General features: G+C 68.1%; 5 protein-coding genes and 1 riboswitch. Of the genes, 4 read left to right on the top strand and 1 reads right to left on the bottom strand.

Annotated elements, in window-relative coordinates; translation table 11 throughout:
* Positions 1-140: 140 nt before the first annotated feature.
* A complete protein-coding gene (locus tag RMN99_RS03785; RefSeq protein ID WP_309621958.1) occupies positions 141-1,289 on the bottom strand; it encodes a cell wall hydrolase in 1,149 nt (382 codons plus the stop codon).
* A gap of 290 nt (positions 1,290-1,579) precedes the next feature.
* A riboswitch (cobalamin riboswitch) is annotated at positions 1,580-1,780 on the top strand.
* 91 nt (positions 1,781-1,871) lie between these two features.
* Between RMN99_RS03785 and RMN99_RS03780 the strand changes: the two genes are divergently transcribed.
* From RMN99_RS03780 to RMN99_RS03765, 4 genes are all read left to right on the top strand, one after another.
* On the top strand, positions 1,872-3,749 hold the full coding sequence (locus tag RMN99_RS03780; protein ID WP_309621957.1) for a TonB-dependent receptor domain-containing protein: 1,878 nt from the start codon (positions 1,872-1,874) through the stop codon (positions 3,747-3,749).
* 173 nt (positions 3,750-3,922) lie between these two features.
* On the top strand, positions 3,923-4,723 hold the full coding sequence (locus RMN99_RS03775; protein ID WP_309621956.1) for an ABC transporter substrate-binding protein: 801 nt from the start codon (positions 3,923-3,925) through the stop codon (positions 4,721-4,723).
* The gene (locus RMN99_RS03770; protein ID WP_309621955.1) at positions 4,720-5,679 is read left to right on the top strand and encodes an iron ABC transporter permease; all 960 of its coding nucleotides are present in this window, start codon (positions 4,720-4,722) and stop codon (positions 5,677-5,679) included. Before RMN99_RS03775 ends, RMN99_RS03770 begins: the two co-directional genes overlap by 4 nt.
* The gene (locus RMN99_RS03765) at positions 5,676-6,410 is read left to right on the top strand and encodes an ABC transporter ATP-binding protein (RefSeq protein ID WP_309621954.1); all 735 of its coding nucleotides are present in this window, start codon (positions 5,676-5,678) and stop codon (positions 6,408-6,410) included. The genes RMN99_RS03770 and RMN99_RS03765 overlap by 4 nt, the downstream gene beginning before the upstream one ends.
* Positions 6,411-6,444: the final 34 nt, after the last annotated feature.

Genomic DNA, 6,444 nt, shown 5'->3' with positions numbered 1-6,444 from the left:
GCCGAGGCCGGGGCGCAGGTGCAGGTCGAGGCGCTGCTCGCGCGGATCGAGGCGAGCGCTGAGGCTAGCGAATAACCCCCAACCCCAACCCCTCCCCAGCGGGGAGGGGAGCCATGGGTTCCGATCATTGAGACGTGGCATTACTGGCTGGGCTGTTTGATCCACTGGCCTGAGTTCTGGTATTCGGGCTTTACCCCTTGCGCAGCGGGCAGGTTTTCGCCGGAAAACTGCCGGTCGCCGCCGCGTTCGCGCACTTCGCTGGAATAAGCCGGCGGCGCGGCCGGGCGCTGCGGGGCGGGCGCGGGATTACCCGGCTGACCGGGCGCCAGCGGGGCCTGCGCCTGGGCCAGCCCGGCATCGTAGCTGCGCTGCAGCGCGGTGGGATCGAGCACCGCATCGGGCGCCTTATCAGCCGCCGGGTTGCGGGCATGGGGCGCGGCCACCGGCTCGCCGCCGGCATAGGCAAAGCGGAAAGTTCCGGCTTCCCCGGCGCGCCCCTTGAAGCGGTAGAATTTGTGGGCACCGACGGTGGTGATGTAATTGAGGCTGGGGGCCCAATAGGGATGGATCGCCACGGTGTGGTAATGCGTGGCGAGGCCGACGCCGGGCTCGACATAGCCCGACAAGGCGGTTTCGGCGACGCGCCGCGCGCGCTGCCAGAAGAAGGCGCTGGGCCGCCGCGCCAGCGATCCATCGCAGGTGAAGCTGAACTGGCACCCGGTGGTGCGCTCGCTGCCCTGATAGACCACGCCGCAGACGGTGCTGGGATAGCTGGGGTGGGCGACGCGGTTAAGCACCACTTGCGCCACCGAGCGCTGGCCCTGGTCGGGCTCGCTGGCGGCTTCGTAGTAAACCGCCGCGGTCAGACATTCGACCGCGCGGGTCCGGTCGATCCCCGACAGATCGACCCGCATCGCCCGCGCGATCGGGCCGCCGGAAAAGTCAGCCAGTTCGGCCCCGGCGGCATCGCTGGGCAGGCCCGAGGGATCAAGCCCCGCAGGCAGCGCTTCGCTTTGCGCGACATAATAGAAGGCTGAGCCGGGGAAACTGTCGCCCGGGCGCTCGAACGGCATCGGATCGAAGGCAAAGCCTTGCCCGGCGGCATCGCGCAGTTCCAGCGCGTCCCATCCCTGCGGCGCAGCAAACGCCGGCACCGCCACGGCCGCCAGCAGCACCGCCAGCCGCCGTCCGCGGTGCTTGCGCCGCCGCTTCAGCCCCAGCGTCGCGTGCGCGCGCCGCTTGAACCGCGCGGCGAAATCGCGCGGTCTGGGTTCATAAGGAAGGATCACGGAATGGATCATCGGTTCTCGTATCTGGCTACGCGCCAAGCGCGTAATCCCGCAGACCGGCCCGGCACCAGCACGCAGTTGGCACCGTGCCGAAGCGGGACGGACTGCCCGCATAGGCTTTACGGGTTAAGAATGGGTCATTCAGGCGATCCGGTTTTGGCTTCTGAAGCCCCTCCCCGGCGGGGAGGGGTTGGGGTGGGGGCTCGGCGCTGGCGTCTAACCCCCACCCCCGGCCCCTCCCCAGCGGGGAGGGGGGGAAGGAGGATTGCTTCTGCAAGCTGTCGCAGCTAGAGGCGGGCGACGTCATAGGTTGTCCGGGCGACTGGACCTAAGAGGGAAGCGAGTGAAGTGCTCGCGCTGCCCCCGCAACTGTGACCGGGGAGGGTTTGCTCCATTATGCCACTGGCCAGATCTCTTCAATGAGGGCCGGGAAGGCGGGCAAAACTTTTGATCCGGGAGCCAGTAGACCTGCCAATGACGGTCGTTCCGCAGCCGGGCGGGGTGTACCGGAATGCAGCGCAAGGTCCGCAATGGTGCGGGCGCTTTCGCATGGACGGCTTGTTCATGACGGGAGAATTGCGCGTGAAATTTGTTTATCTGCTAAGTGCTTCGCTGCTGGTTGCCACCCCTGCCTTGGCGCAGGACGATCAGGGCGATGATGGCACCAACGACATTGTAGGCGTGATCGCGATACAGCCGCACCTGGCCATCGATGACACCATCACCGTCACCTCCACCGGGATCGAAGGGCTGATCGCCGAAAGTGGCCAGTCGATCTCGGTGATTACGGTCGATCAGATTGAGGCGGTGCAAGGCAGCGATCCGGTGCGGCTACTCGAACGGCTCCCCGGTGTGGCGACATCGCGCAACGGCCCCTTGGGCAGCGCTACCAGCGTGTTTGTGCGCGGGGCCAATTCGCAGCAATTGCTGGTCACGATCGACGGGGTGCGGGTGGACGATCAGGCCGCGCCATCGGGCGGGTTCGATTTCGGCACCGTGCTGAACGGCGGGGTGGGCCGGATCGAGCTGCTGCGCGGATCGAACAGCCTGGCCTGGGGCTCTGACGCGATTGGCGGGGTGCTGGCGGTGACCAGCGACGATCGCCCGGGCCTGCGTGCCGGGGTGGAGTACGGGGCAAACAACACGGTCAGCGCCGATGCCGGCTTCGCCCTGCGGCGCGATAGTCAGACCGGCCTCGCGCTGAACGGTGGCTACACCCGCAGCGACGGGATTTCCGCTGTCGCTGGCGGGGCAGAGCCCGATGGGTTCCGCCAGTGGCGCGTCAATGGCAAGGGCTCGCTGGGGTTGACCGATAGCGTCAAACTGGTCGCGGCGGGGCGCTATGCCGATAGCCGGATCGATTTCGACGGGTATCCGGCACCGACTTACAGCGTGTTCGCCGATACCCCCGAATACCAGACCACCCGGCAGGCCTCGGGCCGCGCCGGGCTGGAATTCGACAATAGCGACGGGTTTGAACTGGCTGGCGGCGTGGCGCTGTCTGACACGCGCCGCGCCTATTACGATCCGACCTATGGCACCGCGCCCAATTTCAACACCGTGGGCCGCGGCGTCCATGCTGATCTCAAGGGCCGCGTCGATCTGTCGGGCGGTTTGCGGCTCGATTTTGGGGCCGATGCCGATTGGGCGCGCTATTCGACCACCTACGATCCGCGCCAGACTGCCCGCACCGTGGGCGCGCATGCGCTGCTGGGCTATCATGATGACCGGGTGAGCCTGACTGCGGGCGGGCGCGTCGACGATCATGACCGGTTCGGCAGCCACACCACGCTGGGGGCCAACGGCAGCTTCATGCTGGCCGAACACTGGCGCGTGCGGGCATCATGGGGGCAGGGCTTCAAGGCGCCCTCGCTCAGCCAGCTTTACGGCTACGGCGCCAACCCGCTGCTCCAGCCCGAGACCAGCGATGCCTATGATGCCGCGCTCGAATTCGATGACGGCTCGGGCCATTTCGCGGTGACCGTGTTCCGCCGCGATTCAAGCAACCTGATCGACTACGATTTCGTCAGCAGCAAATATTTCAACGTGGGCCGCACCCGCGCGCAGGGGTTCGAACTGGAAGGCGCGGTGACCGTGGCTGACAGCCTGACCCTCGCGGGCGCTTACACCTTCCTCGATGCCACCAATCGCGCGAATGGCAACCAGCTGGCGCGTCGCCCGCGCCATTCGCTGAGCACGTCGATCGATTGGAAAACGCCGTTGGCGGGCCTCAAGCTGGGGGCCGATTTCCGGCTGGTTGGCGAACGCTTCGACGATGCCGGGAACTTCACCCCGCTCGATGGTTACGGCCTGGTTTCGCTGCGCGCCAGCGTGCCGGTGGGTGACAAGCTGGAGCTCTATGGCCGGGTCGAGAACGTCACCGACCAGAGTTACGAAACCGCCGCCGGGTACGGCAGCTATGGCCGCTCGGCCTATGCCGGTGTCCGGCTGAAGTGGTGATAGGCAACAAGATCCTCTCCATTTTGCGAAGCCAAATGGGGAGGTGGCGCGCCGTAGGCGTGACGGAGGGGTATCGACGCCAGCGTCCAGACCCCTCCGTCAGCGGCTGGACGCCGCTGCCACCTCCCCATTTGTGGCCTTCGCCAAAAATGGGGAGGACCTTGGCGCCCTTTTTGATCTTCGCCCTCACCGCCTGCGCCGCACCGCAGCCCGGCTCCGCCACAACCGGCCTCACGCTGGTCAGCATGAACCCTTGCACCGACGCGATCCTGGCCGAAGTCGCCGATCCGCAGCAGTTGCTGGCAATCTCCAGCTACAGCCAGGACCCGGCCTCCAGCTCGATGGACCTGGCCCGCGCCCGCGCGATGCGGGGCGTCAGCGGGACGGTCGAGGAAGTGCTGGCGCTGCACCCGCAGATCGTCATCGGATCGAGCTTCACCGCGCCGGGCACCCGCATGGCGCTGGAGCGGCTGGGCTACCGGTTCGAAGCGTTCGGCCTGGCCGGAACGGTCGAGGAAAGCCGCGAACAAGTGCGCGCTTTGGCAAAGATCGCCGGGCATCCCGAACGCGGCGAGGCGCTGGTCGCGCGGATCGATGCGGCACTGGCCACTGCCGCGCCGCCGCCGGGGCCGCCGGTCTCGGCGGTGGTCTGGCAATCGGGCGGGATCGTGCCGGGCCAGGGGACCTTGATCAACGACCTGCTGAGCCGCACCGGCTTCGTCAATTACGCCGCACTGCGCGGGCTGCAGCAGGCCGATGTGCTGGGGCTGGAAGCCATGCTGGCCGACCCGCCGCAAGTAATCTTCGCCGCGGGCAATCGCCATTCCGAAGAGGACCGCCTGCTTTCGCACCCCGCGCTGGCTGCGCTGACCGATACGCGCCGCGCCGCGTTCGATCCCAAGCTGCTGTGGTGCGGCGGCCCGACCATCGTGCGGACGGTGGCAAGGTTGGCGCAGGTGCGGCGGAGCCTGTGACTCGCCCCAACCTCCTGCTCCTGATCGGCATCGCGATTGCCGTACCGCTGTCGCTGCTGGCCGGCCGGGTGTGGCTTGATCCAACCGCGACACTGCAGCCAAACGCCCTGATTATCCTCACCGAACTGCGCCTGCCGCGCGCCGTGCTGGCGCTGGTGCTGGGCGCGGGGCTGGGTGCGGCGGGCGCGGCGATGCAGGGCTATTTGCGCAATCCGCTCGCCGATCCGGGGCTGTTCGGGATTGCGCCGGGCGCGGCGCTGGGGGCGGTGCTGAGCTTCTGGACCGGGCTGGCCGGAACCCCGTGGGTGCTGCCGCTGTTCGCGCTGGTGGGCGCGGGCGGGGCGATGGCGCTGCTCGGCCTGATTGCAGGGCGCAGCGGATCGGCGCTGTTGTTTACGCTGGCCGGCATGATCATCGCCAGCCTGGCCGGGGCCTTGATGAGCCTGGCGATCAGCCTTTCGCCGACACCCTTTGCGATGAGCGAAATCGTCACCTGGCTGATGGGCGCGCTGGCCGACCGATCGTGGCACGAAGTGTGGTTTGCCGCGCCGCTGACCATGGCGGGGATCGCGCTGCTGCTGCGCGCCGGCAAGGCGCTCGACGCGCTGACCCTGGGCGAGGCGGCGGCGCGTTCGCTCGGCGTCGATCCCAAGCAGTTGCAGTGGCTGATGATCGGCGGTGTCGGCTTGACCGTCGGCGCGGGCGTGGCGGCCGCCGGGATCATCGGCTTTGTCGGCCTGATCGTGCCGCACCTGATGCGCCGCTACACCGATCGGCGGCCATCGCAGCTGATCGTGCCCAGCGCGCTGGCCGGCGCCTTGTTGCTGCTGGTGGCTGATTGCCTGTGCCGGGTGCTGCCGCTGCAAAGCGAGCTGCGGCTCGGCATCGCATTGTCGCTTCTGGGCGCGCCGTTTTTCCTCGGGCTGTTGCTGCGGATGCGGCGGGAGCTGGCATGACGATCACCGCGCAGGATCTCCAGCTTGGCACCCGGCTGCGCGGGGTTTCTTTGACGCTGCGGCAGGGCGAAGTCACCGCGATCTGCGGGCCCAATGGTGCGGGCAAATCGAGCCTGCTGACCGCGCTCGCCGGGATCCTGCCGCTGGACGGTGGGACGGTGCGGCTGGACGGCGATCTGCTGGCTTTGCTGGACCACGCCGACCGCGCGCGGCGGATCGGCTATCTGCCGCAGCAGGCGGAACTGGCCTGGGACTTGTCGGTCGAAGTGCTGGTCGCCCTGGGCCGCCTGCCATGGAATCTGGGTGCCGCAGCCGACCGCACCGCGATCGACCGCGCGCTGGCCGACATGCAATTGCGCGAATACCGCCAGCGTCCGCTTTCGCGCCTCTCGGGCGGGGAGCGCGCGCGGGCGATGCTGGCGCGGGTGCTGGCGGGCGAACCCACCTGGCTGCTGGCGGACGAGCCGCTGGCCAATCTCGATCTGGCCCATCAGCTGACCCTGCTGGCGCACTTCCGCACGCTGGCCGGACAAGGGTTGGGGGTGGCGCTGGTGCTGCACGATCTGGCCCAGGCGATGAACCATGCGGGCCGCGTGGTCGTGCTGGAGCAGGGCCGCGTGGTAGCCGATGGCCCGCCGGAAGCGGCGCTGTCCGCCGAAATGATCGCGCGGGTGTGGGGCGTCAAGGCGCGCTGGCTGGGTGAGGCTGGCGCGCGGGCTTTGGTTATCTAAAGATCCTCTCCATTTTCACGCAGTGCAAATGGGG

The sequence above is a fragment of the Novosphingobium sp. genome, from assembly GCF_031417815.1.
Classification (GTDB): domain Bacteria; phylum Pseudomonadota; class Alphaproteobacteria; order Sphingomonadales; family Sphingomonadaceae; genus Novosphingobium.
The sequence above is the reverse complement of the archived record's forward strand: the minus strand, read 5'-3'. Positions and strand labels throughout refer to the sequence as shown.

Coding starts and splice junctions, on each gene's coding strand:
- RMN99_RS03765 (WP_309621954.1), top strand. CDS start 5,676: ATGACGATCACCGCGCAGGATCTCCAGCTTGGCACCCGGCTGCGCGGG.